26 protein-coding genes and 1 tRNA gene are annotated in these 25,304 nt (G+C 68.6%); 19 read left to right on the forward strand and 8 right to left on the reverse strand.

The window, feature by feature from the left end:
• Window positions 1–229: 229 nt before the first annotated feature.
• Window positions 230–883: a 2-polyprenyl-3-methyl-6-methoxy-1,4-benzoquinone monooxygenase gene (coq7, locus tag HNQ52_RS10925; RefSeq protein WP_183961196.1), complete on the reverse strand. Its 654-nt coding sequence runs from the start codon at window positions 881–883 to the stop codon at window positions 230–232.
• A gap of 334 nt (window positions 884–1,217) precedes the next feature.
• Here coq7 and rplM point away from each other — a divergent pair, with 334 nt between their 5' ends.
• The 3 genes from rplM (at window position 1,218) to HNQ52_RS10940 (ending at window position 2,193) form a co-directional block, all read left to right on the forward strand.
• Complete coding sequence (gene rplM / locus HNQ52_RS10930) at window positions 1,218–1,646, forward strand: 50S ribosomal protein L13 (RefSeq protein ID WP_183961197.1); 429 nt, start codon at window positions 1,218–1,220, stop codon at window positions 1,644–1,646.
• Between the two features lie 20 nt (window positions 1,647–1,666).
• On the forward strand, window positions 1,667–2,059 hold the full coding sequence (gene rpsI, locus HNQ52_RS10935) for a 30S ribosomal protein S9 (protein WP_183961198.1): 393 nt from the start codon (window positions 1,667–1,669) through the stop codon (window positions 2,057–2,059).
• Window positions 2,060–2,119: 60 nt separating this feature from the next.
• Window positions 2,120–2,193 (forward strand) — tRNA-Gln (locus HNQ52_RS10940).
• Between the two features lie 244 nt (window positions 2,194–2,437).
• Here the strand turns inward: HNQ52_RS10940 and HNQ52_RS10945 are convergent.
• A complete protein-coding gene (locus HNQ52_RS10945) occupies window positions 2,438–2,779 on the reverse strand; it encodes a hypothetical protein (RefSeq protein ID WP_221282045.1) in 342 nt (113 codons plus the stop codon).
• Window positions 2,780–3,188: 409 nt separating this feature from the next.
• Here HNQ52_RS10945 and gap point away from each other — a divergent pair, with 409 nt between their 5' ends.
• Together gap and HNQ52_RS10955 are read left to right on the forward strand one after the other, a co-directional pair.
• Window positions 3,189–4,202, forward strand: a complete 1,014-nt coding sequence (gene gap / locus HNQ52_RS10950) for a type I glyceraldehyde-3-phosphate dehydrogenase (protein ID WP_183961200.1) — start codon at window positions 3,189–3,191, stop codon at window positions 4,200–4,202.
• 289 nt (window positions 4,203–4,491) lie between these two features.
• Entirely contained in the window at window positions 4,492–5,457 is a 966-nt protein-coding gene (locus HNQ52_RS10955; protein WP_183961201.1) for a hypothetical protein, read from the forward strand.
• Window positions 5,458–5,488: 31 nt separating this feature from the next.
• On the opposite strand, the gene HNQ52_RS10960 is transcribed toward HNQ52_RS10955, so the two are convergent.
• Window positions 5,489–6,490 (reverse strand): amidohydrolase family protein, encoded by a 1,002-nt coding sequence (locus HNQ52_RS10960; RefSeq protein WP_183961202.1) that lies wholly within the window; start codon window positions 6,488–6,490, stop codon window positions 5,489–5,491.
• Between the two features lie 156 nt (window positions 6,491–6,646).
• Between HNQ52_RS10960 and HNQ52_RS10965 the strand changes: the two genes are divergently transcribed.
• From HNQ52_RS10965 to HNQ52_RS10980, 4 genes are all read left to right on the forward strand, one after another.
• Window positions 6,647–7,822: a phosphoglycerate kinase gene (locus tag HNQ52_RS10965; protein ID WP_183961203.1), complete on the forward strand. Its 1,176-nt coding sequence runs from the start codon at window positions 6,647–6,649 to the stop codon at window positions 7,820–7,822.
• The gene (locus HNQ52_RS10970; protein WP_183961204.1) at window positions 7,819–8,451 is read left to right on the forward strand and encodes an HAD-IA family hydrolase; all 633 of its coding nucleotides are present in this window, start codon (window positions 7,819–7,821) and stop codon (window positions 8,449–8,451) included. The genes HNQ52_RS10965 and HNQ52_RS10970 overlap by 4 nt, the downstream gene beginning before the upstream one ends.
• Window positions 8,448–9,068 carry an alpha-ketoglutarate-dependent dioxygenase AlkB family protein gene (locus HNQ52_RS10975; RefSeq protein ID WP_343059327.1) on the forward strand — a complete coding sequence of 207 codons (621 nt, stop codon included), beginning with the start codon at window positions 8,448–8,450 and terminating at the stop codon, window positions 9,066–9,068. The genes HNQ52_RS10970 and HNQ52_RS10975 overlap by 4 nt, the downstream gene beginning before the upstream one ends.
• 372 nt (window positions 9,069–9,440) lie before the next feature.
• Entirely contained in the window at window positions 9,441–10,673 is a 1,233-nt protein-coding gene (locus HNQ52_RS10980; protein ID WP_183961205.1) for a threonine/serine exporter family protein, read from the forward strand.
• 95 nt (window positions 10,674–10,768) lie between these two features.
• On the opposite strand, the gene HNQ52_RS10985 is transcribed toward HNQ52_RS10980, so the two are convergent.
• Complete coding sequence (locus HNQ52_RS10985; protein ID WP_183961206.1) at window positions 10,769–11,158, reverse strand: H-NS histone family protein; 390 nt, start codon at window positions 11,156–11,158, stop codon at window positions 10,769–10,771.
• Between the two features lie 186 nt (window positions 11,159–11,344).
• Here HNQ52_RS10985 and HNQ52_RS10990 point away from each other — a divergent pair, with 186 nt between their 5' ends.
• On the forward strand, window positions 11,345–12,196 hold the full coding sequence (locus HNQ52_RS10990; RefSeq protein WP_183961207.1) for a hypothetical protein: 852 nt from the start codon (window positions 11,345–11,347) through the stop codon (window positions 12,194–12,196).
• Between the two features lie 48 nt (window positions 12,197–12,244).
• On the opposite strand, the gene HNQ52_RS10995 is transcribed toward HNQ52_RS10990, so the two are convergent.
• The 3 genes from HNQ52_RS10995 to HNQ52_RS11005 form a co-directional block, all read right to left on the reverse strand.
• A complete protein-coding gene (locus HNQ52_RS10995) occupies window positions 12,245–13,948 on the reverse strand; it encodes a proline--tRNA ligase (RefSeq protein WP_183961208.1) in 1,704 nt (567 codons plus the stop codon).
• A gap of 88 nt (window positions 13,949–14,036) precedes the next feature.
• A complete protein-coding gene (locus HNQ52_RS11000) occupies window positions 14,037–14,306 on the reverse strand; it encodes a DUF4124 domain-containing protein (protein WP_183961209.1) in 270 nt (89 codons plus the stop codon).
• 27 nt (window positions 14,307–14,333) lie between these two features.
• Window positions 14,334–14,768 carry a DUF4124 domain-containing protein gene (locus tag HNQ52_RS11005; RefSeq protein WP_183961210.1) on the reverse strand — a complete coding sequence of 145 codons (435 nt, stop codon included), beginning with the start codon at window positions 14,766–14,768 and terminating at the stop codon, window positions 14,334–14,336.
• 104 nt (window positions 14,769–14,872) lie between these two features.
• Here HNQ52_RS11005 and pssA point away from each other — a divergent pair, with 104 nt between their 5' ends.
• The 9 genes from pssA to rimI all read left to right on the forward strand — a co-directional run bounded on the left by pssA (window position 14,873) and on the right by rimI (window position 22,048).
• Complete coding sequence (gene pssA, locus HNQ52_RS11010) at window positions 14,873–15,643, forward strand: CDP-diacylglycerol--serine O-phosphatidyltransferase (protein WP_183961211.1); 771 nt, start codon at window positions 14,873–14,875, stop codon at window positions 15,641–15,643.
• Complete coding sequence (locus HNQ52_RS11015; protein WP_183961213.1) at window positions 15,643–17,355, forward strand: ATP-binding SpoIIE family protein phosphatase; 1,713 nt, start codon at window positions 15,643–15,645, stop codon at window positions 17,353–17,355. Before pssA ends, HNQ52_RS11015 begins: the two co-directional genes overlap by 1 nt.
• Complete coding sequence (locus tag HNQ52_RS11020) at window positions 17,336–17,668, forward strand: STAS domain-containing protein (RefSeq protein WP_183961214.1); 333 nt, start codon at window positions 17,336–17,338, stop codon at window positions 17,666–17,668. The genes HNQ52_RS11015 and HNQ52_RS11020 overlap by 20 nt, the downstream gene beginning before the upstream one ends.
• Window positions 17,669–17,708: 40 nt before the next feature.
• A complete protein-coding gene (locus tag HNQ52_RS11025) occupies window positions 17,709–18,506 on the forward strand; it encodes an MlaE family ABC transporter permease (protein ID WP_183961216.1) in 798 nt (265 codons plus the stop codon).
• Window positions 18,507–18,606: 100 nt separating this feature from the next.
• Window positions 18,607–19,440: an ABC transporter ATP-binding protein gene (locus HNQ52_RS11030; RefSeq protein WP_183961217.1), complete on the forward strand. Its 834-nt coding sequence runs from the start codon at window positions 18,607–18,609 to the stop codon at window positions 19,438–19,440.
• 79 nt (window positions 19,441–19,519) lie between these two features.
• Window positions 19,520–20,437, forward strand: a complete 918-nt coding sequence (locus HNQ52_RS11035) for an MlaD family protein (RefSeq protein ID WP_183961218.1) — start codon at window positions 19,520–19,522, stop codon at window positions 20,435–20,437.
• Entirely contained in the window at window positions 20,434–21,072 is a 639-nt protein-coding gene (locus tag HNQ52_RS11040) for an ABC-type transport auxiliary lipoprotein family protein (RefSeq protein ID WP_183961220.1), read from the forward strand. Before HNQ52_RS11035 ends, HNQ52_RS11040 begins: the two co-directional genes overlap by 4 nt.
• A 20-nt stretch (window positions 21,073–21,092) precedes the next feature.
• Complete coding sequence (locus HNQ52_RS11045) at window positions 21,093–21,572, forward strand: hypothetical protein (protein WP_221282046.1); 480 nt, start codon at window positions 21,093–21,095, stop codon at window positions 21,570–21,572.
• Window positions 21,569–22,048, forward strand: a complete 480-nt coding sequence (gene rimI, locus HNQ52_RS11050) for a ribosomal protein S18-alanine N-acetyltransferase (protein ID WP_183961223.1) — start codon at window positions 21,569–21,571, stop codon at window positions 22,046–22,048. The genes HNQ52_RS11045 and rimI overlap by 4 nt, the downstream gene beginning before the upstream one ends.
• A gap of 307 nt (window positions 22,049–22,355) precedes the next feature.
• On the opposite strand, the gene HNQ52_RS11055 is transcribed toward rimI, so the two are convergent.
• On the reverse strand, window positions 22,356–25,268 hold the full coding sequence (locus tag HNQ52_RS11055) for a valine--tRNA ligase (protein ID WP_183961224.1): 2,913 nt from the start codon (window positions 25,266–25,268) through the stop codon (window positions 22,356–22,358).
• Window positions 25,269–25,304 lie beyond the last annotated feature (36 nt).

Here is a 25,304-nt window from a genome sequence, read left to right on the forward strand (position 1 = left end):
CTCACCGTCCTCAATGCGCGATGTCGCGATGAGATGCGGGCCACTGCAAGGGCATAGCACCAACGGGTCGGCGCAAGACAGTTGCTCATCCGGCCTGCCGGCCACCTTCTCCCGCAGGGAGAAGGGCTTCGAGACCTGCTTGCTGCTTGCCGTGCGCCGTATGCCGCGGGTGCGAGGCTCCGTCCTGCCCGGCGATCCTCCGCGGCAAAGGCCCATGTGCACATGCACCTCACACCCGATACGCCACCACCTTCATCACCTTCGACATCGCCGCCATCGCCTGCGGCACCGGAAACGGCAGCTTGCGCGCGCCGGCCGCTTGGGCGTGGTCGCCGTGGCGCGCCTCGTCGGCCTTCATCACCGCGAGGATTGCGCGGCTGCGTGCGTCGGCCACCGGCAGCGATTCCAGGTGCTCGGCCAGGTGCGCCTCCACCTGGCGCTCGGTTTCGACCACGAAGCCCAGGTTCCAGCCGTCGCCACGCAGTCCCGCGAGCGTTCCGAGCGCGTAGCTGCCCGCGTACCACAGCGGGTTGAACAGGCTCGGGCGCGCGTCGAGTTCGCGCAGGCGGTCCGCGCACCACGCCAGATGATCGGTTTCCTCCTGCGCGGCGGATTCGAGCTGCGCGCGCGTCGCCGCATCCCGCGCGACCGCCGCCTGGCCGACGTACAGCGCCTGCGCGCAGACCTCGCCGGTGTGGTTGACCCGCATCAGCCCGGCCGCGTGGCGGCGTTCGGCGTCGGTGAGTTCGAGATCGGGCGTGCCGCGCGCGGGGTTGGCGCGTTCGGCGTGCGCGGCGTCGGACAGGCTGGTGAGCAGGGCATGGTCGAGCCCGATCAGCAGGCGGTCGAGCAGCGAGTAGGCGCGCGGTGCGGAAGGTGTCATCCGGAGGGCTCGGGCGGCGAAGTGCGGCGGCGTCACAGTCTAGCCACGCCGGCGCGCCCGGGGCACGCCGGCAGCGGACCCCGAGACAAGCGTCCGAGCCCGGTGTAGAATGCGCGCCCCACCGCACCCGGTGGCGGGTGGTTCCGGCCCCGCGCCGACCCGCGCCAGGCCACGGAAACCGCGATGCAGCGCCTTCCGGCGCCCGTCGCACCGCCCCTGCGGTTTCGCCGAACGATGATCGTCCGCCCCCGGCAGCGCTTGCGCGCCCGCCCGGTGCCGGCTATCATTCCGCCTCTTTCGTTCCACGTTTTGCTCCAACAGCTTTGGAAGCCGTATGAAGACCTTCAGCGCCAAGTCCGAAACCGTCAAGCGCGACTGGTACATCGTCGATGCCACGGGCAAGACCCTGGGCCGCATGTGCTCGGAGATCGCCACGCGCCTGCGCGGCAAGCACAAGCCCGTCTACACCCCGCACGTCGACACGGGCGACTACATCGTCGTGATCAACGCCGAGAAGCTGCACGTCACCGGCAACAAGCTGCAGGACAAGAAGTACCACCGCTTCACCGGCTACATCGGCAACCTCAAGACCGAATCGCTGGGCCAGGCGCTGGAGCGCCACCCGGAGCGCGTGATCGAGATCGGCGTCAAGGGCATGCTCCCGAAGAACCCGCTCGGCCGCCAGATGTACCGCAAGCTCAAGGTCTACGCCGGCGCCGACCACCCGCACACCGCCCAGCAGCCGCAAGTGCTGGACATCTGAGTCCCAGGATCGATCCGAACATGGCAATCCAGCAGAATTACGGCACCGGCCGTCGCAAGTCGTCCACCGCACGCGTGTTCCTGCGTCCGGGCACGGGCAACATCACGATCAACGACCGCAGCCTCGACAACTTCTTCGGCCGCGAAACCGCGCGCATGATCGTCCGCCAGCCGCTGGAGCTCACCAAGCTCGGCGACAAGTTCGATCTGAAGGTCACGGTGGAAGGCGGCGGCACCACGGGCCAGGCCGGCGCGATCCGCCTGGGCCTCGCCCGCGCCCTCGTCGAATACGACGAAAGCCTCAAGAGCGAACTGCGCAAGGCGGGCTTCATGACCCGCGACGCGCGCGAAGTCGAGCGCAAGAAGGTCGGCCTGCACAAGGCTCGCCGCGCCACCCAGTTCTCCAAGCGCTAAGCCGCACAGCGCTTCGGATCGAAACCGGCCGGCTGGCCGGTTTCGTTTCCCGCCGGTTCTTGGGGGATCGTCTAATGGTAGGACTGCAGACTCTGACTCTGCCTATCTAGGTTCGAATCCTAGTCCCCCAGCCACATCGTCGAAGCCCCCGAGCGATCGGGGGCTTCTTCGTTTCGGACGCGTGCGGCGCGCGCATTGTCCGTGGAGGCGCCACCATGCTGCCGAACGTCCGCCCGGCGCGGGGCAGTGTCCCGGGCATGTCCGTGGGCTGGTATCGGTTCGGTTGCGGCAGCGACGCGTGCCGGGGAGGGCAGACTCACCGCAGATCGCGCGGCTTGCCCTGCGCCCGGGCCGCGCGGGGCGGATGTGCGTGAGGGCCTACTTCTTCGTCGGGCGGCTGCGCGTGCGAGCGAGGCGGCGCGCATTGGCCATCGCCGTACGATGTGCGGGACGCAGGCCGTCGTCGAGCAGTGCCAGCATCGACGGCCATGCCGCCGGCGACAACGGTTGCGTCCATGCCTGCCACCAGGCGCGCTGCCAGCTGTCGAAAAGCCGCAGGCCGACCGCGATCCCGCCGGCGCCGAACGCGAGCGACTTTTCCTCGACCATGCGCTGGAGTTCGCGTCGCTGCGCTGCGGTTGGCCGCGTGCCGGGCAACGCCGCCTGCTGCATGCGCTGCGCCACGATGAATGGCGACACCAGCGCGAGCTCGGTGAGCATCGACGTGGTGCCGCGAGCCGAACGTTTGCGCGTCACGCCGACCACCCGCACACGTGCGTTGCGGCGACGGATCCGTTGCGATCGGTTGGCGCGGCCGCAGCGTGCTCGCCGCCTGGCCGGATGCCCGACTCCATGCACCCACCCGCATGCAGATCGCGCGGCAGCGGCGGCCGGAGTGCCTCGCTTGTCCCGACGCCGATCATGCGACGGGCTGCGTGCGCGAGGCAGGGCCCGCAAGACGACGGGGCAGGCGAGAAGCGTCCGGTGATCGACATGGGTGCGTCCGCGATGATGGCGGCGGAACGGCAGCAATCCGCGTGCCAGCGCGGCTGCGCCGTGGCGGCACTGGTAGAATGCGCGGCCCGGCGTTCCGCGCCGTGTTCCCATCCCCGTCCGGAGAGTTTCCGCCATGGCAATCAAGGTCGCGATCAACGGCTACGGCCGCATCGGCCGCAACATCCTGCGTGCGCTGTACGAAAGCAAGCGCACCCACGAAATCCGGATCGTCGCGATCAACGATCTCGGCGACGCGCAGACCAACGCACACCTGACCCGCTACGACACCGCGCACGGGAAGTTTCCGGGCGAGGTGGCGGTCGACGGCGGCGATCTGGTCGTCAACGGCGACCGCATCAAGGTCTTCGCCGAACGCGATCCGGCCAAGCTGCCGTGGGGCGAACACGGCATCGACGTGGTTCTCGAATGCACCGGCCTGTTCACGAGCAAGGCCAAGGCGAGCGCGCACCTGGCCGGCGGCGCGAAGAAGGTGATCATTTCCGCACCCGGCGGCAACGACGTCGACGCCACCGTCGTCTACGGCGTCAACCACGACACGCTCAAGGCCGCGCACACCGTCATCTCCAACGCCAGCTGCACCACCAACTGCGTCGCGCCGCTGGCCAAGGTGCTGCACGAGGCCATCGGCATCGAACACGGCCTGCTGACCACGATCCACGCCTACACCAACGACCAGGTGCTGACGGACGTGTACCACTCGGATCTGCGCCGCGCACGCTCGGCCACGATGAGCCAGATTCCGACCAAGACCGGCGCCGCCGCGGCCGTGGGCCTGGTGCTGCCGGCGCTCAACGGCAAGCTCGACGGCTTCTCGATGCGTGTGCCGACGATCAACGTGTCGGTGGTGGACCTCACCTTCGTTGCGTCGCGCGCGACGACCAAGGACGAAGTCGACGCCGCGGTGAAGGCCGCGAGCGAAGGCGCGCTCAAGGGGATCGTCGGCTACAACACCGAGCCGCTGGTGTCGGTCGACTTCAACCACGACCCGCGCAGCTCGGTCTACGACAGCACGCAGACCCGCGTGATGCAGGGCACGATGGTCAAGGTGCTCTCCTGGTACGACAACGAGTGGGGCTTCTCCAACCGCATGCTCGATACCACGCTGGCGCTGATGGCCGCGAAGTAAGCGGCATCGCAGGGCCCGTGACCTGCGTCGCGGGCCGTGCGGCGAACGCCGCGATCGCGGCGCATTCGCCACCGCGAACGGTCGTGCGACGGGCTGCCTGCGATCGCCCGTTCCGGCGCGCCGGCGGGCGTGTCGACTCGGGATGAGCGTGCCGACGCAGGCAAGGGGTTCTGCGGCCGTCGATCGGCGCAGCGCTTCGACGGCATCGGTCCGGGTGCACTCCGGCACATTCCCGGCGGGTGCGTGGCATGCACCCTGCGTGGCTCGTGCAAACCCGACCGGTGCCGCCATGATCCTGCGTTTTTTCGTCCTGTTCGCCCTCGTGACCGGTGCGCCGGTGTCCGCGCAGACGCCCGCCTTGCCGGTGACGCTGCCCGCCACGCTCGAAAGCGGCCGCTTCTTCGTCGCACCGGTGACGGCCGACGGCCGGGGACCGCTCAAGTTGTTCACCGACACCGGTGGAGGCTACTTTCTCGGCGAGGCCGGCGCCCGTGCACTGGGAATCGAGTTTGACGAGGGCGCCGCGCCGGACCCCGATGCTCCCCCGGTGTTGGTGCGCTGGCCGGTGTGGTCGCGCAACGCGTGGATCCCGGTCTCGCGCGCGAACGGCGACACCGTGCCGCTGCAACGCGGCGCGCTGCCGGCCGCCGCCGCGCATCTAGCCAACGGCATGCTCGGCGCTCCGTGGTTCGGCGGCCGCTGCTGGGAGTTCGACTACGTTGCAGGCACGCTGCGGTTGCTGCCCGACGGCGCGCTTCCGCGCGTCGATGCGGCGCATCGCATCAACCTCGGATTCCTGAAGAACGACGCCGGGCAGCACGCTTCGCATTTCCCGCGCATCACCGTCCGCGTCGGCGAGGAGGAGCTCGACCTGTTGTTCGACACCGGCGCCAGCACCCGCGTCGAACCCGCAGCGCTGGGCGTCATCGCCGACGGCCAGCCTGCGGAGCGGGCCACGAGCTTCCTGATCGACAGCATCGCGCAGCGCTGGCGCAAGGCGCATCCCGACTGGCGTTATGTCGAGGCCGCCGAGACGGGTACGGGGCTGGCGATGCTCGAAGTGCCGCAAATGGTGTTTGCCGGCCACACCGTCGGACCGGTGTGGTTCACGCTGCGTCCCGATGCCAATTTCCGCACGTGGATGGCGCAGTGGATGGACAAGCCGCTCGACGGTGCGCTCGGCGGCAACGCCCTCGCCGGCCTGCGCGTCACCGTCGACTACGCGTCGGAGACGGCGACGTTCGAACGGCCCTGAGCGTGCCTGCCCGACGCCCGGCCGCGTGCGCTCAGCGGCGCCGCAGCAGCGCGCGCAGGTTGCCGTGCGCAACCTGCTGCGCGACGGGCTCCGGCAAGGCATCCAGCAGCCGATCGAAGGCGTGCAGCTTCTCGCCGAGGCTGTCGAAATGGCCGACGAGGTCGGAGCCCAGCACGAAGCGGTCCGGGTATTTTTCGATCAGCGCGAGCCATGCGGCGCGCGGTGCCCCGTCGGCGTCGAGAATGTAGGGATCGAGCACCGACCAGCTGAGGTCGATCCACAGGTTCGGGTAGGTGCCCAGCAAGTCGTCGAGCGTCTCGCGCAGGAAGGCGAGCTTGCCCTGCGCGCGGTGCAGTTCGGCGCTGGTGCCGGCGTGCGCCCACAGGAAGCGTGTCTGCGGGTGCTTGGACAACGCCTCGGTGAGTTCCTCCAGATACAGCGGCTCGCGTTCGCGCACCGAGGTAAGGTTGCTGTGCAGCAACACCGGCAGGTCGTGTTTGGCCGCGAGCCGGTAGACGCGCTGCATCGCCTCGTTGTTGGCGCGCGGGGCTTCGCCCTGGATCATCGCGGTGAGGTCGTCGTGACGGGTGAAGACCTCGCCGATGCCCTGCCACACGTCAGGGTAGAGCGTGAGCATCGTTTCGATGTGGGCGGTGGCGTTCTTGTCGTTGGGATTGAAGCCGCTGAGGAACGGATGCACGCGTTCGCGCTGCGCCGGGGTCATCGCACGCACGGCCTCGGCGAGAATCGGGTCGGTGGCGCTGTACCAGTACAGCGGCGCGTCGTCGCCCTGGTAGTAGCGCGGCTTTTTCGGTTCGTCCTCGTGCCATTTCTTCATCACGGGGATGCCCATCAGCACCACCGAGTCGATGCGGGCCGCGTCCATCGCTTCGAACAGCTTCGCGCTGCCTTCGCTGTCCTGGAAGAAGTCGACGTAGTGCAGGTGCGCGTCGGCATAGCGGTATTCGCGCGCGGCAGCGACGCTGCACGCAAGCGTCAGGCACGCGACCAGGGCAGAACACACACGACGCATGGCAGTCCTCGGCGGCAACGAGGCGGCCACTGTGCCCGCCCGGGGTAAACCGTCGGTGAATCGCACCGTGGGCGCGAGAAAGTACACAACCCCGTCGCTGTGCGCATGCGCACGATTCCGCGACAATACGCATTCACCCTCCGACGGACCGCCTCGATGCCCATCCTTCGCATGACCGATCTCGACCTTTCCGGCCGTCGCGTGCTGATCCGCGAGGATCTGAACGTGCCGGTGAAGGACGGCGTGGTGACGTCCGAGCAGCGCATCACCGCCGCACTGCCGACATTGCGGCTGGCGCTCGAACGTGGCGCCGCGGTGATGGTGACCTCGCATCTGGGGCGCCCGAAGGAGGGCGTGTGGACGCAGGACGATTCGCTCGCGCCGGTGGCGCGGCGGCTCGCCGAACTGCTCGGCTGCGAGGTGCCGCTGGTGCGCGACTGGACCGACGGCGTCGATATCGCACCCGGCCGCATCGTGCTGCTGGAAAACTGCCGCATGAACGTGGGCGAAGGCAGCGACGACGACACCCTGGCGAAGAAATACGCCGCGCTGTGCGATATCTACGTGATGGACGCCTTCGGCACCGCGCACCGCGCGCAGGCGTCGACGCACGGCGCCATCCGCCATGCGAAGGTCGCGTGCGGCGGCCCGCTGCTGATGGCCGAGCTCGATGCGCTGGCTCGCGCGCTCGATGCGCCGAAGCGGCCGTTGCTCGCCATCGTCGGCGGCTCCAAGGTCTCGACCAAGCTCGAACTGCTGTCGAGCCTGGTGGCGAAGGTGGACCAGCTCATCGTCGGCGGCGGCATCGCCAACACCTTCATCGCGGCGGCCGGGCATCCGGTCGGCAAGTCGCTGGTGGAAATGGATCTGCTCGACACCGCGCGCCGCATCCAGGCCGACGCCGACGCCCGCGGCGCGCATATCCCGGTGCCGACCGACGTGGTGGTGGCGGAGAAATTCAGTGCCGACGCACCGGCCACGGTGAAGCGTGTGCAGGACGTGGGTCCGGACGACATGATCCTCGACATCGGCCCCGACACCGCCGCCCGCTACGCGGAGCTCGTCGCGCACGCCGGCAGCGTGATCTGGAACGGTCCGGTCGGTGTGTTCGAGTTCGACGCGTTCGGTCGCGGCACCGAAACGCTGGCGCGCGCCATCGCGGACTCCGCCGCGTTCTCGATCGCCGGCGGCGGCGACACGCTGGCGGCGGTGGACAAGTACGGGGTCGAGGACGGCATTTCCTACATTTCCACCGGCGGCGGCGCGTTCCTCGAATTCTGCGAGGGCAAGCAACTGCCGGCCGTCGCGGCACTGGCCGCGCGCGGCGCATGACGCCGACGCTGTTCTTCGATCTGGACGGCACGCTGATCGATTCGGCCATCGGCATCACGCGCTGCGTGGCCTATGCGCTGGAGCGCGTCGACCATCCGGTGCCGGACGATGCGGTGCTGCGCACGTGGATCGGCCCGGCGCTGCGCACGAGCTTCGCGCCGCTGCTCAACGATGTCTCGCGTGTGGAGGAGGCGGTGAACGCGTATCTCGAGCGTTTCGACAGCGTCGGCTGGACCGAGCATGCGCTGTATCCGGACATCGCCGAGGTGGTGGCCGCGCTGCATGCGCGCGGCCATCGCCTCGCCGTGGTGACCGCGAAGAACGAGCCGCACGCGCGGCGCATCGTGTCGCACCTGCCCTTCGGCCACCTGTTCGACGATGTGATCGGCGCCACGGCCGACGGCGTGCGCAGCCAGAAGCCGGAACTCATCGCCGAGGCGCTGCAGCGGCTCGGCCGCGATCCGCGCGAATGCACGATGATCGGCGACCGCCGCATGGACATCGCCGGCGCCCGGCATCACGCGATGGCCTGCGTCGGCGTGTTGTGGGGCTTCGGCGACGAGGCGGAACTGATCGAGGCCGGGGCCGATCGCCTGGCCGCGACGCCGCGCGATCTGCTGCCGGCGTGAGCGCCCGCGTGACGCTCTTCGGCGGCGCCGCGCTCGAGCCGATCGCGCTGCCGGACGCCACGTTGCGGTTCGCGCCCGCATGGCTCGCACCCGACGCCGCGGACGCGCTGTTCGCCGACCTGCACGCGCAGATCGCATGGGAGGTGCATCGCATCCGGCTGTTCGGACGCGAGGTGGATTCGCCGCGCCTGAGCTGCTGGATCGGCGACCCGGATGCGGCCTACACCTATTCCGGGACGCGCTTCGAGCCGCGTCCGTGGCCCGCGGCACTGGCCGCGTTGCGGCCGCACATCGAAGCGGCCTGCGGCACGCGCTTCGACAGCGTGCTTGCCAACCTCTACCGCGACGGTCGCGACAGCATGGGCTGGCACAGCGACGACGAGCCCGAGCTCGGTCCGGCCCCCGTGATCGGCTCGCTCAGCCTCGGTGCGACGCGGCGCTTCGTGCTGAAGCATCGACAGGTGCCGCAGCGCACGCTGGCGCTGGAACTTTCACACGGCAGCCTGCTGGTGATGGCCGGGCGGACGCAGCGCTGCTATCGCCACGCGCTGCCGCGCAGCGCGCGGGTGCACGGGGCGCGGATCAATCTGACGTTTCGGTGTGTTGCGGGGCGGTGATGGGCGGGCGTGTGGCCGAGGGATGCTGCGCTTGTCGCGTAGTACGTGTATGCCGGCTCGGGCGGTTTGAATCGGGGCGAACTCCGCCGGACCCTCTCCCCAACCCCTCTCCCGGCGGGAGAGGGACTACGCGGCGGGCCTTCGCGATCGAGGTCAGCTGTCTGGCTTGCGATTGCAAATGACTGGGCAACTGCGCGGCGCCCGCTTGCCCTTCTCCCTGTGGGAGAAGGTGGCGCGCAGCGCCGGATGAGGGTCCGGGCGGGGCCATCCCGCGCAACGTGCTACTGCAATCCAGGCGAAGTACGGGCCGATTCAGCGCGCCCGCGTTGCAATCCATACACCCGCAACTCCCGCGCACTATCATCGCCCCGCATGACCGAATCCTCCTTCTCCGCCCGCGTCGAATTCGTGCTGCAGCTCGCCTCGCGACTGCACAACTACGGCACCACGGCGCAGCGTCTGGAAGGTGCCATCACCGCAGTCGCGACGCGCCTGGGGCTGCGCTGCAGCCCGTGGTCCAATCCCACCGGGCTGATCCTGTCGTTTTCCGATCTCGCCTCGCCCAATCGCATGGCCGAGTCGACGCAGGTGATCCGGCTCGAACCGGGCGACACGGATCTGCGCAAACTCTGCCAGGCCGATGCCATCGCCGAAAAAACCCTGTCCGGCGAACTGGGCATCGAGGCGGCCACCGCCGCCCTGCTCGCGCTCGACCGCGAGCCGGGCTGGCGCGCGCAGGCGTTGTCGATCGTCTGTTTCGGACTGGCGTCGGCCTCGGTGGCGGGGCTGCTTCGTGCGAGCTGGGCCGACATCGCCACGGCCGGCATCATCGGCTGGCTCATCGGCGCGATGTACACCATGGGTGCGAAACGGCCGCGCTTGGCCGAATCGGTCGACGCGATCGCCGCCCTGATCGCGACGTTGCTCGCGGCCGCGGTGGCGACCTTCGTCGTGCCGCTCGCGACCAAGGTGGTGGTGGTCGCATCGGTGATCGTTCTAATGCCAGGCCTGATGCTGACCAACGCAGTGCAGGAACTCACGAGCCAGCATCTGGTGTCGGGCACGGCGCGGTTCGCCGGCGCGTTCGCGGTGCTGCTCAAACTGACGTTCGGCAGCGTCGCCGCGGCGCAGCTTGCGGCGTTGCTCGGATGGGTGCCGCAGGAGCGGCCGGACACCGGTCTTGCGCCGGCATGGGTCGAATGGACGGCGCTGGCGCTGGCCGGGTATGCATTCGCGGTGTTGTTCAAGGCCGATCGGCGCGACTATCCGACGGTGATGCTCGCGGTGGTGGCCGGATACGCCATCACGCGAATCGGCGGCCACTATTTCGGCAGCGGCGCGGGCGTGTTCCTGGCCAGCATGGCGATCACCGCGCTGAGCAATGTGTACGCGCGCGTGATGAACCGGCCCGGTGCGCTGGTGCGCGTGCCGGGCATCATCCTGCTGGTGCCGGGCAGCGTGGGATTCCGCGGCATGAGCCTGGTGCTCGAACGCGACGTGGCGCTCGGACTCGATACCGGATTCCTGCTGATCGCGCTGCTGGTGTCGCTGGTGGCCGGCGTGCTGTTCGGCAATCTGCTGTATCCGGCGCGGCGCAATCTCTGAGGCGATCGGCGGCGGACGGGATTTTCGTCGCCACAATGGCGAAGCGGCGCAATCGCGCCGCTTCGATTCGAACGTTCATTGCGCCGCCGGCCGGATCAGATCTGCAGATCCTCGCGCGTCTTGCCGGCGTTGATCAACGCCGCGAACCACAGCGGCTGCTTGCCGCGACCGGTCCAGGTCTGCTCCGCGTTGTCCGGGTTGCGGTATTTCGGCGCCACCTTGCGGCCACTCGTGCCCTTGCGGGCCGACGTCTTGCCGGTGGATTTTGCCGCCTTGCGCGGCGCGCGCTTGGCCGTACCGGCTGCCGGCGAACCCACGCCGAACAGTTCGTACAGCGAATAACCTTCCGCAGTTGCCTGCCGGGTCAGCTTCTTGCGCACGGCAGCCAGCGGGGCGCGCTTGAGTTTGCGCTTCTTTTCGCGGCTGGCATTGCTGATCAGTTTTTCTAGTTCTTTGGGGCTGAGTGAGGTGAGATCGATGGCCATAAAATCCTCTGTTTTTTGTCCGAGTTAATGCCCGGACGCTTCGATTATTGCGAATGCGGTCACGGTTTTCAATATGTGCGCGCGGTCGCGGTGTGTCCGCATGCGCTGCCGGCGGCATCGCGACGCTTGTCTCGCGCGGCGACTGGCGGTAGGTTTCGGCGGTGGGCACGGGGGTGTGGCGGCGCGATGGGATTGCTCGACGAACTCGAACAGGAAGCCGCGCGGCTGCGCGGCGACGCGCAGGAGGCCGACGCGCAGCGCGAGGCGCGCGAGCGGCTGTGGACCGAACAGCTGCGCCCGGCGATGGAGCAGCTGGGCGACTATCTGAAAAAACTCGCGCAGAACCTCGCGTTCCTCAAGCGCAGGATCCGCGTGACCTATCTGCTGCCGGGCTACGGCGAGGTCGTGGCGTATGCCGATGGCCCGTTCGAGGTGCGGGACGCCGCACCGGGCAAGCACCAGCACGAGATCGTGTTCGAGTGCGTGGCGCAGGTGGCGCCGGAGGAAAGCGCTCAGACGCAGGCCGACAGCGCGGCCAAGGTGCGCATGATCAACGGCGTGCTGCAGCAGCATCGCCTGTCCGGCATGCAGGAGACCGGAAAGAACGCCAACGGCGACGTCACCGCGGCGAAATTCCAGGCGCGCGGCCGCATTCCGCTGAGCGTGAACATCGCCGCCTCGCGCGACAGCGGCGTGGCGCGCATGCAGTTCGTCAATATCGAAGCCTTCGGCACCACGTCGCGCAATTTCGGCGCGGAGCAGCTGACGCCCGACCTGTTCGATTCGCTCGGTCGGTATCTGATGCGCGAGGACGCGAGTTTTGCGCGGGAGCAGATCGCGGACGACGTGCGTCGCCAGCTGCAGAGCCAGGTGCAGCGCGACCAGGTACGGCGCGACTGGGAACAGCGCCTCGCGCGGCAGCTGATCGAGGACGAGGCGCGGGTCGTGTCGCTGATGAGTTTGGGCGCGTCGCCCGCGGCGCTGGCCGGGCGGCTGCGGCTCGCGATCGGACGGGTGTTCGGCAAACGCCGCGGCTGACCGGCGCGGCGTGGCCCCGCGCTGCGGGGCGGTGCCCGATTGCCGGGCTCAGCCGCGCAGTCGCGCGAACAGCGCCTCGCGGTCGAGATTCTCGTTGTCGCCGGCGCGGCGCGCGCGGTATTCGAACGTGCCGGCCGCAAGACCGCGTTCGGACACCACCACGCGGTGCGGGATGCCGATCAGCTCCATGTCGGCGAACATCTGGCCGGGACGCAGGCCGCGGTCGTCGAGCACGCAGTCGATGCCGGCGGCCTGCATGTCGGCCTGCAGCGCGAGCGCCGCGGCGGTGACCTCGGCGTTCTGCAGTTTCGGGTTGATCATGCAGATGGCCACGCGCCACGGTGCCATCGGCTCGGGCCAGACGATGCCGGCGGCATCGTGATTCTGTTCGATCGCGGCCGCGACGATGCGCGTGACTCCGATGCCGTAGCAGCCCATGAACATCGTCTGCGCCTTGCCGGTTTCGTCCAGCACGGTGGCCTTCATCGCGTCGGCGTACTTCTGTCCGAGCTGGAACACGTGGCCCACTTCGATGCCGCGCGCGAACGCGAGGCGGCCGCGGCCGCACGGCGAAGCATCGCCTGCGACGACGTTGCGGATGTCGGCGACGACGTCGGGTTCGGGCAGATCGCGGCCCCAGTTGACGCCGGCGGTGTGGAAGCCGACGCGGTTGGCGCCGACCACAAAATCGGCCATCGCCGCGACCGTGCGGTCGGCCACGACGGTGATCGGTTTCTGTGGCGCGACCGGTCCGAGGAAGCCCGGTTCGCTGCCGAGGTGGTCGGCGATTTCCGCTTCGGTGGCGAGGCGGTAATCGCCGAGGCCGGCCACTTTCGCGAGCTTGATTTCGTTGACCATGTGATCGCCGCGCAGCAGCGCGAGCACGAAGCCCTGTTCGCCGACGACGGCGACCGATTTCACCGTGCGCTGCAGCGGGATTCCGAGCAGCGCGGCCACCTCCTCGCAGGTTTTCTGCACGGGCGTCGCGACATCGCGTTTTTCTTCGCCCGCGGCGGCGCGCGGTGCGGAGGGCGCCACGGCTTCGGCGGCTTCGAGGTTGGCGGCGTACTGCGAGCCGTCGGAAAACACGATCGCGTCCTCGCCCGAGTCCGCCAGCACGTGGAATTCCTGGCTGGCGTCGCCGCCGATCGCGCCCGAATCGGCCTGCACCGCGCGGAATTTCAGTCCCAGGCGCTCGAAGATGCGCGAATACGCCGCGTGCATGTTGCGGTATTCGCGCTCCAGGCAGTCGGGCGTGAGGTGGAACGAGTACGCATCCTTCATCAGGAACTCGCGCGACCGCATCACGCCGAAACGCGGGCGGATCTCGTCGCGAAATTTGGTCTGGATCTGGTAGAAATTCACCGGCAGCTGCTTGTACGAGCTCAGCTCCGAGCGCGCGAAATCGGTGACCACTTCCTCGGCCGTCGGCGCGTAGCAGTATTCGGCCTGCTTGCGATCCTTGATCTTCAGCAGCTGCGGTCCGAATTTCTGCCAGCGGCCGGTTTCGTCCCACAGCTCGCGCGGCTGGATCGTGGGCATGAGCAGTTCGATGGCACCGGCGCGGTCCATTTCCTCGCGCACCACCGCTTCCACCCGGCGCAGCACGCGCAGGCCGAGCGGGCTCCAGGTGTAGAGGCCGGCGGCGAGCTTGCGCAGCATGCCGGCGCGCAGCATCAGCTGGTGGCTGACGATTTCGGCGTCGGCGGGGGTTTCCTTGGCGGTGCTGAGGTGGAACTGCGACAGGCGCATCGGCGATTCGCTGGAGATGACGGAGCCGGCGATTGTAGCGGGCGGCCGCGGGGCGGGGACAGCGACGGGCGACCCCCGTCCGCGGCCGTCAGCGGCGCGGCAGGGTGTCGGGCACGATGTTGGTGTCCGGATCGACGCGCACGGTGTCGTACGGGCGATCCGTCGGCGGCGTGTCGGTGAGCTGCAGCACTCCGTCGGCGTCGCGCCAGCGGTAGACGGCGGGCGCGTAGTCGCGCGAACGCGGGTTGTCGCGGCGCCAGTCGTGCGGCAGCCACTCCGGCGCGCGGTACCACACGTAAGCCGCCGCGCCGCCGGCGAGGGCCAGCGCGCACAGGATGCCGAGCAGGAACTGCTTCATCGCCGCCGCGCCGGCCGTACGCTGACCTCAGTCGCAGGAACGGATGACCAGATCCTCGTTGGCCTTGATTTCGGCCTCGCGCTGTTCGGCCGTCATCGGTTCGGGCACGCCGTCGCCGTCGAAATCCTTCTGCACGTCCGGCGAGCTCTGGATCTGCGCGATGTTGTCGCGCGCGATCTTGCAGTTCTGCGCGCGCGTGGCCTTGTAGCGCGCGATGGCTTCCTCGGTGCTGCCCGGCTCGGGCGGCGGCGCCTGCACCGGCACCGGATCGGGCGAGGACGCGGTGGTGGTGCCGGAGCCGACCTTCATGCGCTCGTACTTCTGGCCGTCCGGCGGCGCATCGGCGTAGTGCACCACGCCCTTCGAATCGGTCCACTTGTAGACCTCGGCGGCCTCGCCGCGCGGGGCGAGGGCCAGGCCGGCAGCCAGGGCGATCAAAACCAGACACGGGGCAGAACGCATGGCCACTCTCCATCGCGGGACGATTCCTGCCGCCTAGGTAACACCCCGCGCGGGCGGAGGCAAGCGGGTGGGGTAAACTCGCGCTTCGTCGCACGAGGGGAACCATGGACGATCACCAGCCCGTCCGCGCGCGTCCGGCGCGCGGCATCTACCTGCTTCCCAATCTGCTGACCTCCGGCGGTCTGTTCGCCGGCTTCTACGCGATCATCGCCGCCAGCCAGGACCGCTTCGTCGATGCCTGCATCGCCGTGTTCGTGGCGGCCATCCTCGATGGGCTCGACGGCCGCATCGCGCGCCTGACCAACACCCAGACCGAGTTCGGCACGCAATACGATTCGCTCGCCGATCTGGTGAGCTTCGGCATGGCGCCGGCGCTGGTGATGTACCACTGGTCGCTGTCCACGCTGCAGTTCCTGGGGCCTGTCTGGGGCAAGGCGGGCTGGGCGGCGGCGTTCCTGTACGCCGCGTGCGCCGCGTTGCGCCTGGCGCGCTTCAATACCCAGGTGGGCGTGGTCGACAAGCGCTGGTTCATTGGCCTGGCGAGCCCGGCCGCAGCCGCGACGATGATGTCGCTGATCTGGACCCTGCACGATTTCGGCTACGGTGGCGCGGACGTGCGCTACGTGGCGCTGGCGGTGACCGTGGCGGCGGGCCTGCTGATGGTGAGCCGGGTGCGCTACTACAGCTTCAAGACCTTGCCGTTCGCGAGCCGGGTGCCGTTCGTCGCGGTGCTGGTGGCGCTGCTGGTGCTCGTGGCGCTGGCGGTGGACACCCCGCGAGTGCTGCTGGCGATCGCGGGTGTGTACCTGCTGTCCGGCCCGCTGCACTGGCTGGTGCGCCGCGTGCGCCCGCGCGGCGCGACCCCGGCCGAATGATGCAGCCGCTGCCGGTCCCGCCGCCGCTGCGCACCGATCTGCCGGCCGATTTCCTGCCGGTGCTGGCGGAGGTGAGCCAGCAGCTGGCGGTGTCGGTGGACCTGCAGCGCACGCTGAGCGAGTCGGTGGCGTACATCACCGAATACCTCAAGGCCGAGGCGGCGGCGGTGTTCCTGGTCGACCGCGTGCACGGGGCGCTGGAGTGCCGCGCCTGCGTCGGGCCGGTCGACATCCAGGGCCTGCGCATTCCGCTCGATCAGGGCATCGTCGGGCGCGCGGTGTCGCAGAACGCCTGCCAGATGGTGCGCGACGCGCATCGGGATCCGGACTTCGCCGGCAAGGTCGATGCCGCCACCGGCTTCGTCACGCGCAGCGTGCTGTGTGCGCCGCTGGCCACCGCGCAGGGCGTGATCGGCGCGATCGAAGTCATCAACAAACGCGACGGCGGCCTGTTCGACGATGTCGACCGCGACGCGCTGCGCCTGCTGGCCGCGCCCACGGCGCTGGCGCTCAACATCGCGCGCATGGCCGGCGAGCTGGTGGAGCAGAACCGCATCAAGCGCGAACTCGGCATGGCGCGCCGGTTGCAGCGCTCGCTGCTGCCGCGGCGGCGGCGCGGCGATTTCCCGATCCGCGCGCTGAACCTGCCGGCGCGCGAGATCTCCGGCGATTTCTTCGATTTCTTCGAGCTGCCCGACGGGCGCATCGCCTTCACCCTGGGCGACGTGGCCGGCAAGGGCCTGGACGCCGCGTTCCTGATGGTGCGCTGCGCGAGCCTGCTGCGCTGGGCCGGCAAGGAGGGCCTGCGCCCGTCCGACTGGCTGGCGCGCGCCAACGACGAGCTGGGCGAAGCCATCGCGCCGGGCATGTTCGTGTGCGCGGTGGCCGGCCAGTTCGATCCGGCCAGCAAGCGCGTGGTCTGGGCCAACGCGGGCTTTCCGCCGCTGCTGCGCGTGGACGCCGACGGCGGCATCGAACAGTTCGAGGCAGAGGGCCCGCCGCTGGGCATCCTGCGGCGCATGGAGTTTCCCGAGCAGAGCACGGTGCTCGACCGCGCCTCGCTGTACCTGTTTTCCGACGGCGTCACCGACGTGCGCCACCCGGACGGCAGCACGCTCGGCGTCGACGGCGTGTGCGATGCGATCCGCACCCTCGGCGCGATGGCGCCCGAGCCGCGCCTGCGCGCGCTGGTGCGGCGCCTGCGCCGGCTCACCGTCACCGACGACACCACGCTGATGCTGATCGAAGGCGACACGCCGCTGGCCTCGCGCGAGACCGTGCTGCTGAGCATCGCGTTCCCGGCGCAGCCGCAGGAGCTGGGAGCGATGCGGCACAGCCTGGCGGCCGCGCTCGCACGCACGGGGGTCGAGGCGGTGCTGCGGCAATCGCTGGTCCTGGCCGTGGACGAGGCCTGCGCCAACATCATCCGCCACGCGTACGGCGGCGCCTGCGACCAGCGCATCGAACTGCGCCTGGCGCGCGAAGCCGACGAACTGCGGTTCGAACTGCGCGACTACGCGCCGTGCGTGGATCCGGGTACATTGAAGCCGCGTTCGCTCGACGAATGCCGTCCGGGCGGCCTCGGCATCCATTTCATCGACACGCTGATGGATCGCTGGTCGCTCGACCCCGTGCCGGGCGGCGGCAACCGTTTGCGCATGGTCAAACGCCTCATCACCCGCGGGATTCCCGATGAAACAGTGCAGCACTGACATGCAGGGCAGCTGGGCCGTGGTGCGGCTCGGCGGCGAAGTGGATCTCTCGTGGTCGCAGCAGGTGCGGCGCGCGGTGCTCGACGCGCTCGGCACCAGCCAGCAGGTGGCGGTGGACCTTGCCAAGGTGAGCTACATCGATTCGTCGGGCATCGCGGCGCTGGTGGAAGGCTTCCAGAGCGCGCGTGGCAAGGGCCAGCGCTTCGTGCTGATCGAGGCCAGCGACGCGGTGCTCGCGGTGCTGCGGCTGGCGCGGCTGGACAAGGTGTTCGCGATCCACGCGTCGATCGAGGACGCGGAGAAAACTCCGTGAATGCAGCGGGCAACGGCGAGGCGGGGCGAGCCTGAGTCCGATGGATGCCATCCTCCGCCCGCTCGAACGCATCGGCCGCAGGACCGTCAACGCGGTTGCCGAGATCGGCTACGCCGCGATGCTGCTGCTCGATTCGCTGCGCTTCACGTTCTGGGGCTGGCGCAGCGGGCAGCCGGTGCGCATCCGCATGGTGTTCGAGCAGATGCGACAGGTCGGCGTCGATGCCATCCCCATCGTTTCGCTGCTGTCGCTGACCATCGGCGTGATGCTCGGCATCCAGTTCATCGCGGCGTTGTCGGAGTTCGGTGCCGAAAGCCAGGTGATCATCGCGTCGGCGAAATCGATCACGCGCGAGTTCGGCGCCCTGATCACGGGCATCGTCGTCGCGGGGCGTTCGGGTTCGGCGTTCGCGGCGCGGCTGGGGTCGATGGTGGTGTCGCAGGAGGTGGACGCGCTCGCGGTGATCGGCATCGAGCCGGTGCGCTATCTCGTGGCGCCAGCACTGATCGCCATGCTGATCATGTTGCCGGTGCTCACCATCATCGCCGATGTGGTCGCGCTGGTCGGCGCCGGGCTGTATTCGATGGGTCCGCTCGACATGACGCTCGGCGCCTATCTCAACCAGACCCTGCATCTGCTCGAACCGCGCGACATCTGGGAAGGCCTGTCCAAGAGCGTGGTGTTCGCGCTGCTCATCACGCTGATCGGCACCAGCACCGGCTTCTCGGTCACCGGCGGCGCGGAAGGCGTGGGCCGTGCGACCACGCGCTCGGTGGTGCTGTCGATCAGCGCGCTGGTCATCGCCGACATGCTGTTCTCGTTTTTCCTCAACCGGTGAAACGGTGATTCGTGATTCGTGATTCGCGATTCGTGAAAGCGGGTGCATGCTGTCGCGATGGTGTCCATGTGCGATCTGTGCCCAATTGCAAGCGTGCTGCATGACGAATCCCGAATCCCGAATCCCGAATCCCGGCTCCACCGGCGACCCCGTCATCGACGTCACCGGGCTCGATGCCTGGTACGGCCGCCGCCGCATCCTGCACGGGGTGGATTTCCGCGTGATGCCGGGCGAGATCCGCGTGATCATGGGCGGGTCGGGCTCGGGCAAGAGCACGCTGCTGCGGCAGCTGCTGGGCCTCAACCGCCCGCGCGGCGGCGCGGTGCGCCTGCTCGGCGTGGATGTGGCACGCGCCAGCGCACGAGAGATGGTGCAGCTGCGGCGCCAGATCGGCGTGAGCTTCCAGGGCGGTGCGCTGTTCACCTCGATGACGGTGGGCGACAACGTCGCGCTGCCGTTGCGCGAGCACCTGCGCCTGGACGAAAACACGGTGCGCATCATGAGCCGGCTCAAGCTGGAGGTGGTGAACCTCGGCGGCTTCCAGGACCTGATGCCGAGCCAGCTCTCGGGCGGCATGATCAAGCGCGCGGCGCTCGCGCGTGCCATCGTCATGGACCCGAAGCTGCTGTTCTTCGACGAACCGTCGGCGGGCCTGGACCCGGTGGTCTCGGCCGAGCTCGACGAATTGATCCTGCAGCTGCGCGACGCGATGCGCATGAGCATCGTGGTGGTCACGCACGAGCTCGAATCGGCGTTCAAGATCGCCGACACCATCACCGTGCTCGACCAGGGCCGCGTGCTGATGACCGGCACCGTGGACGAGGTGCGCGCGGCCGACAACGAACGCATCCAGGACCTGCTCAACCGCCGTCCGCGCGAGGTGGAAGTGAACGTGGACGAGTACCTGCGCCGGCTGACCGAGGAGGACGCATGAACGCGTGCGTGTCCGGTTCCGCCCGGCGGCCCCGATTCGGCCACAATAGTCCCCTCGTCCTGCGGAGCCTGCCCCCGCGATGAAACGCGACACCGTCAACTACGTCATCGTCGGCGCCGCCGTCGTCATCGGTTTCGGCGTGCTCGTGGCCGGCCTGCTCGCCATCACCGGTCGCAGCGGCTCGGCCACCGCGTACCACGTCTACTACGACAACGTCACCGGCGTGAGTTACGGCGCGCCGGTGTTCTACGAGGGGTTCCGCATCGGGCAGGTGAGCGGCATCGAACCCGAACGCGGCGCCACCACGCGTTATCGCGTCGAACTCGACGTGCGCAGCGACTGGCCGATCCCCGACGACAGCATCGCGCAGCTGCAGTCCAGCGGACTGCTCGCCGATGTGCGCATCGGCATCAAGGAGGGCAGCAGCGCCACGATGCTGGCGCCGGGCGCCGAGATCCGCGGCCTGGCCGGCGGCGACGTGTTCGCCGCGGTGAACGACCTTGCCGGCGAACTCAACCTGCTCACGCGCGAACGCATCCGTCCGCTGCTCGAAAAACTCACCGACCGCGTCGATTCGCTGACCGGCGTCATCGACGAAAACGCGCCGGCACTGGTGCAGGACGCACGCGCGCTCATGACGCGTCTGAACAGCGCGGCCGAAGGCCTGGACGCGGTGCTCGGCGAGCAGAACCGCGACGCGGTCGCCGCCAGCCTGCGCGACATCCGCAACGTCGCCGCCGAACTCAAGACCACGCAGGCGCACACCAACCGGCTGCTCGAGTCGATCAACGCCACGATCGCCGAGAACCGCCCGGATCTGCGCCAGACCGTGGTCGACCTCGAACGCGCGGTGAGCGCGGTGGCGCAGCGCATGGATTCGATCGCGCATCATCTGGAGTCGTCGAGCCGCAACATCGACGAATTCAGCCGCGAGATCCGCCGCAATCCGAACCGGTTGCTGTTCACGCCCAAAGCCGACGACGTGGAGGAACAATGAGCCAGCGAGGTTGGCATGCACGCGCCGCGGGGCGGGCTGCCGCGTGGGTCGCACTGTTGTTGCTCGCGGCATGCGCGAGCGCGCCGGGCATCCCGGAGACGACGTATTTCCGCCTGCCGGCGCGGCAGGAGATCGCGCGCCTGCCGGAGCCGGCCGTGGCGCAGCCGATCGTCGTCGACACCTTTTACGCCGACGGCCTGTACTCGGACCAGGCCATCATCTACACGCTCGATCCGGACGGCGCGCGCCTGCGCACTTACCACTACCAGCTGTGGATCGATCCGCCGGTGCGGCTGCTGCAGCGGCGGCTGATCTCGACGCTGCGCGACGCCAACGCCTCGCGCATCGTCGCCGACCGCCTGCCGAGCGACGTCGTCGCGCTGCGCGTGGAAGGCCGCATCACGCGCCTGGAGCGCGTGCGCGACGGCAACGGCTGGCGCGTGGCGGTGGGCTTCTCGCTGCGCGCCGACACGCGCGACGACGGCAAGCCGCCGCTCGTGCTCAAGGACTACATACTGACGCTGCCGGTGCAGGGTGCGACCGTGCGCGATTCGGTCGACGCGATGGGCGTGGCCATCGATCGCATCTATGCCCAGTTCGTCGCCGATCTTGCCGCGGGTGCGCGGCCGCAGTGACGGTGGCAGGGGCCGTGTCGATGCTGCGCACCGACTACCTCGTCGCGCTGGGGCTGGAGCCGCTGGAGTTGCGGGGCGCGGACGCCGCACACCGCGCCGATGCCGGCACGGCGCACGTATCGGCCGAGGCACCGCCGCGCCCGGCGAAGACGCCATCCCGGCGTCCGGCCGCAGGCGCCGACGGTACGGCCGACGCCCGCGAGGACGGGGCCGACGCCGGCCTGTTCGGTCCGCGTGCGGCGCGCGTGTGCGTGCTCGGCGCGGGCGAAGCGCAGGCGCAGGAGCGACTATTGCGCCAGATCGTGCAGGCGCTGGGCGTGTCCGTGGCGGAAGTGCGATTCGAGGCCGAGCCCGGCATGCCGGTGATCGCGCTCGGTGTCGCCGCCGGCGACACCGCCATCGCGATGCCCTCGCTGCAGCAGTTGCGCACCGCCGATGCCAAACGCGCCGCCTGGCCGGCGTTGCGGCGCCTGCGCCGCCGGCTTCGCGATCACGCATGAGCGCGCTGGCGCGCGACGCCCTGCCGGCACTGCGTGCGATGCAGCCGCAGGATCTGGATCGCGTGTTCGAGATCGAGACGCGCGCCTACGAATTCCCCTGGACGATGGGCATCTTCCACGACTGCCTGCGCGCCGGCTACGGCTGCTGGGTGCTGGCGGACAATGAGCGGGTGCTCGGCTACGGCATTCTCTCCGCCGCCGCCGGCGAGGCGCACATCCTCAACGTCTGCGTGGCGAACGAAGCGCAGGGCCGCGGGCATGGGCGGCGGCTGGTGCAACGGCTGATCGACCTCTCGCGCTGGCATCGGGCCGAACGCGTCTTCCTCGAGGTACGGCCGAGCAATCCGAAGGCGATCGCGCTGTACCACGACCTCGGATTCAACGAAATCGGCAGGCGCCCGAACTACTACCCGGCCAAGGGCGGGCGCGAGGATGCGATCGTGATGGCGATCGAGTTGTTGCCGCCGGAGAGGTAGGTCGACGCGTGCAGCTGCGCTCGTGCGGCGGACCTCGAACAACACCGCGCCTGCTTGCCCTTCTCCCCGTGGGGGAAGGTGCCCGAAGGGCGGATGAGGGTCCGGGCGGAGCACCAAGGCGGACGTTCGCCTGATGGAGCAGCCGGATGCATGAGGCCGTTCTTTTTGTGAGTCGAACGCGGCGCAAGCAGGAACGCTGCATGAATGAAGTACGCGTCCGACCGTTGCATCACGTCCCACGCACGGCGTCCGCCCGGACCCTCTCCCCAACCCCTCTCCCACGGGGAGAGGGGCTTTACGCGGTGGTTCAGCCGCGCGACAGCGCGTCCTGCTGCGCACGCAGACCTTCGATCTGCTGCGTCCATTCGATCAGCCGCTGGCGTTCCTGCTCCACCACCGCGGCCGGCGCGTTCTGCACGAAGGTGTCGCTGGCGAGCTTGCCTTGGCTCTTCGCGAGTTCGCCTTCGACGCGCTTGAGTTCCTTCGCGAGACGCGTGCGTTCGGCGTCGAGATCGACGAGGCCGGCGAGCGGGATCAGCAATTTCAGTTCGCCGAGCACGGCACCCGCAGCCGGTGGCGCGTCGCCGGCGAGCCAGTCGATCGATTCGAGGCGGGCGAGGAATTTCAGGCTGGCCGCGTGGCGTTCGATCTGCGCCGGATCGTCGAGCTTGCCCTGCAGCAGCAGCGGCACGGTCTTCAGCGGCGCAATGCTGAGCTGGCTGCGGATCGAGCGCAGCTTGATGACGGCGGCGCGCAGCCATTCGACATCGCTCGCTTCCGACGGATACAGCTGCGTCTCGTCGAACCGCGGATACGGCTGGCGGCTGATGCTGTCGCCCTCGATGCCAAGGCGCGGCGCGACTGCGTGCCAGATTTCCTCGGTGATGAACGGAATCAGCGGGTGCAGCGCACGCAGGCTCGCTTCGAGCACGTAGAGAAGCGTGTATTGAACGGAGCTGCTCTTCTCAACGTCGGTGAACAACTCGCCGTCGCCGGCGAGATCAACGGCAACCTTCGCGTTCAAATATGGCTTGGAAAGCTCAATCGCCCAGTCGCAAAATTCCGTCCAAACGAAATCGTATTGGGCTTGAGAAACCAGATCGAAGCGATATGCGGAGTATTGATTTTCGGTTTCACGAAGCATCGCTGAAAGCTTCGTTAGAAGAGCCTTCTCAAATGCGGTGGCAGGCCAGTTTTCAGGCTTGCTGACGATTTGTGTTGGAGAAATAAGGTCGCCACGAGCCTCGGCCTGTTCCGGGCTCGGAACTTCAGGAAGGCTTCTGAGTACGTAGTTCGCCGCGTTCCACAGCTTGTTGCAGAAGTTCTTGTAGCCCTCGCAGCGCTGCAGGTCGAACTTGATGTCGCGACCGTGCGTGGCGAGCGAGGCGAAGGTGAAGCGCAGCGCGTCGGCGCCGTAGGCGGCGATGCCTTCGGGGAATTCCTTGCGCGTGGCCTTTTCGATCCTGGGCGCGTCGGTCGGCTTCATCAGGCCGGTGGTGCGCTTGGTCACCAGCGCGTCGGCGCTGATGCCGTCGATGATGTCGAGCGGATCGAGCACGTTGCCTTTGGACTTCGACATCTTCTGCCCGTCGCGGTCGCGCACGAGGCCGGTGATGTAGACGTGTTCGAACGGCACGCGGCCGGTGAAGTGGTCCGTCATCATGATCATGCGGGCCACCCAGAAGAAGATGATGTCGAAGCCCGTGACCAGCACGCTGCTCGGCAGGTAGCGGTCGCAGCCGCGCTCCTTCATCGTTTCCTCGTTCGGCCAGCCCATGGTCGAGAACGGCCACAGCGCGGAGCTGAACCAGGTTTCGAGCACGTCGCTGTCCTGGCGCAGCGACACATCCGGGCCGAGATTTTTTTTCGCGCGCACGTCGGCTTCGTCGCTGCCGACGTAGGCGTTGCCGGCGTCGTCGTACCACGCGGGGATGCGGTGGCCCCACCAGAGCTGGCGCGAGATGCACCAGTCCTGGATGTTTTCCATCCAGTGGCGGTAGGTGCTGATCCAGTTCGGCGGCACGAACTGCACGCTGCCGTTTTCCACGAGCTCCAGCCCGCGCTTGGCCAGCGCATCCATCTTCACGAACCACTGGTCGGTGAGGTAAGGTTCGATCACCTGGCCGGTGCGGTCGCCGCGCGGGACCTGCAGCTTGTGCTTCTTCTCCTCGACCAGCAGGTCGAGGGCGACGAGGTCGGCGAGCACGAGCTTGCGTGCGGCGTAGCGATCTTCGCCGCGGTATTTCTGCGGCGCGTTGTCGTTGATCTTCGCGTCGGGCGTGAAGATGTTGATCATCGGCAACGCGTGGCGCTGGCCGATGGCGTAGTCGTTGAAATCGTGCGCGGGCGTGATCTTCACGCAGCCGGTGCCGAAGTCGCGGTCGACATAGTCGTCGGCGATGATCGGGATCAGGCGATTCGACAGCGGCAGGCGCAGCTGCTTGCCGATGAGGTGGGCGTAGCGTGCGTCGTCGGGGTGCACCGCCACGGCGACGTCGCCAAGCATGGTTTCCGGGCGCGTGGTGGCGACGACGAGGTAGTCGCGCGATTCGCGCAGCGTCTCGTTGCCGTCGGCATCGTGTTCGACGTGGTCGTAGGTGGCGCCATCCGCGAGCGGATAACGGATCGACCACATCGCGCCCTGTTCCTCCTCGCTCACCACTTCGAGGTCGGAGATCGCGGTCTTCAGCACCGGATCCCAGTTGACGAGGCGTTGGCCGCGATAAATGAGCCCTTCGTCGTGCAGGCGCACGAAGGCTTCGACCACCGACGCCGACGGCATCGGATCCATCGTGAAGGTTTCGCGCGACCAGTCGCCCGAGGCGCCGATGCGGCGCATCTGGCGGGCAATGGTGTCGCCGGATTCCTTCTTCCACTCCCACACGCGTTCGATGAAGGCGTCGCGGCCGAGGCCGTCGCGGGTTTCGCCGTTGCCGGCCAGTGCGAGATTGCGGTTGACCACCATTTCGGTGGCGATGCCGGCGTGGTCGGTGCCGACCTGCCACAGCGTGTCGAAGCCGCGCATGCGGTGGTAACGCACCAGCGCGTCCATCAGCGTGTGCTGGAAGGCGTGGCCCATGTGCAGCGTGCCGGTGACGTTGGGCGGCGGCAGCAGGATGGTGTACGGCGTGCCGATGCCGCTGGGCTTGAAGCAGCCGCTGTCCTCCCAGTGTTTGTACCACCTGGTTTCGAAGGCGGCGGGTTCGAAGCTTTTGTCCATGGCGTGGGCCGGCGCAGCGGGCCGGAGAGCGGGTAA

The organism is Chiayiivirga flava (genome assembly GCF_014202825.1).
In the GTDB taxonomy this organism is placed as follows: domain Bacteria; phylum Pseudomonadota; class Gammaproteobacteria; order Xanthomonadales; family Xanthomonadaceae; genus Chiayiivirga; species Chiayiivirga flava.